This window comes from Streptomyces sp. NPDC058964 (genome assembly GCF_042741275.1).
Taxonomy (GTDB): Bacteria; Actinomycetota; Actinomycetes; order Streptomycetales; family Streptomycetaceae; genus Streptomyces.
Genome location: NZ_JBHYKH010000958.1, coordinates 1 through 1,475 on the forward strand (window position 1 = coordinate 1; position 1,475 = coordinate 1,475).

Here is a 1,475-nt window from a genome sequence, read left to right on the forward strand (position 1 = left end):
GTGCATGGCCGGTATGTACGCAAGTTGCGTGACGTCGCCGTGGGCGGGCTCGGTGTCGTGATCGAGTTGTCGATACGCCGCTTCCGCTGTGAGAACCCTGCCTGCTCAGCGGTGACGTTCGCTGAACAGATTGCGGGCCTGACGACCCCGCACAGTCGGCAGACACCTCTGCTGCGAGGAGTGTTGACACAGATCGGGCTGGCCCTGGCCGACCGGGCAGGAGCCCGCCTGGCCCTCGCGGTCGGCATCACCGTGAGCAAGGATGCACTCTTGCGGCTGGTCAGGGCCCTGCCCGAGCCGGAGGTCGGCGAGGTGGAGGTTCTCGGCGTCGACGACTTCGCGTTCCGCAAGGGCCGCCACTACGGCACGGTGCTGATCGATATGGCTACCCACCGCCCACTGCATCTCTACGACGGGCGCGAGGGCGAGGACCTGGCTGCCTGGCTCCGCAAACATCCCGAGGTGAAGGTGATCTGCCGGGACCGGTCCAGCGGCTATGCGGAGGGTGCACGTACTGGGGCGCCACAGGCCCAGCAGGTCGCTGACCGTTATCACCTGTGGGCCAACCTTGGCCAGGCAGTCGAGAAGACTGTGAACGGCTATCGCTCCCGTCTGGCCGAACCGCCTTCGGAACCCGCGGATACTCCCGCCGAGCCGCAAGTGGTCCGGCCGACGGCAGAGCTGAAGATCGTGACTCGACTCCGTGAACAGCATGCAGCTGCCCATGAACTGTGGCAGCAGGGGATGTCGAAGGCGGCGATCGGCCGAAGACTTGGGCTGCACCAAGCCACTGTCCGTAAGCTGGTCAACGCCCGCTCCGCCGACGACGTCGTGGCCAAGAACCTGCAGCGGGCGCACGTCGTCGACCCGTACGTCGGCTACCTGCACCAACGCTGGAACGAAGGCGTTGAGCCGCCCCGAGTTTCGTAGAGTCCGGTGGTCTTGGTTCAGGCGGACTGCGGGGTCTGCTCCTGGCTTCGCCAGAAGGCTTCCTCGTACTCGGCGGGCGGAACGTAGTCGAGCGCGGAGTGAAGGCGTTCTTCGTTGTACCAGGTGATCCATTGGAAGATCGCCCGTTCGACCTGGTCGACGTCCTTCCAGGGGCCCTGCATCTCGATGAGCTCGGCCTTGAAGGTGCCGTTCAGGGCCTCGGCCATCGCGTTATCGTACGAGTCAGCGACTGAGCCGACCGATGCGGAGGCGCCGATGTCGGACAGCCGGTCGGTGTATCGAATTGATACGTATTGCCCGGACTCAAGCGGTCGTCGCAACACCGGGGTCCTGAGTCGATAGTAGATGTTCGTTGAGGGCTTCGGCGGGTGTCTTCCAGCCGAGGGTTTTGCGGGGTCTGGTGTTGAGGGCGTGAGCGACGGCCTGAAGCTCATCGGGATCCCATCGCGACAGGCCGGTTCCCTTGGGGAAGTATTGCCGGAGCAGGCCGTTGGTGTTCTCGTTCGTGCCCCGCTGCCAGGGAC

The 1,475-nt window shown here is 64.9% G+C and carries 3 protein-coding genes; 1 reads left to right on the top strand and 2 read right to left on the bottom strand.

Going from position 1 to position 1,475, the window contains the following annotated elements; genetic code table 11:
* Positions 1-930: ISL3 family transposase (locus ACFW2E_RS46795; RefSeq protein WP_384478247.1), on the top strand; the 930-nt coding region annotated here is incomplete at its 5' end.
* A gap of 17 nt (positions 931-947) precedes the next feature.
* On the opposite strand, the gene ACFW2E_RS46800 is transcribed toward ACFW2E_RS46795, so the two are convergent.
* Together ACFW2E_RS46800 and ACFW2E_RS46805 are read right to left on the bottom strand one after the other, a co-directional pair.
* Complete coding sequence (locus ACFW2E_RS46800; RefSeq protein ID WP_266390321.1) at positions 948-1,157, bottom strand: integrase core domain-containing protein; 210 nt, start codon at positions 1,155-1,157, stop codon at positions 948-950.
* A 97-nt stretch (positions 1,158-1,254) separates the two neighbouring features.
* Positions 1,255-1,475, bottom strand: a 221-nt coding sequence (locus ACFW2E_RS46805) for a transposase (RefSeq protein WP_384478250.1), incomplete at its 5' end; no start/stop codon positions are given.

Excerpts from the sequence above, each read along its gene's own strand:
- ACFW2E_RS46800 (WP_266390321.1), bottom strand. The coding sequence starts at position 1,157 with ATGGCCGAGGCCCTGAACGGCACCTTCAAGGCCGAGCTCATCGAGATG.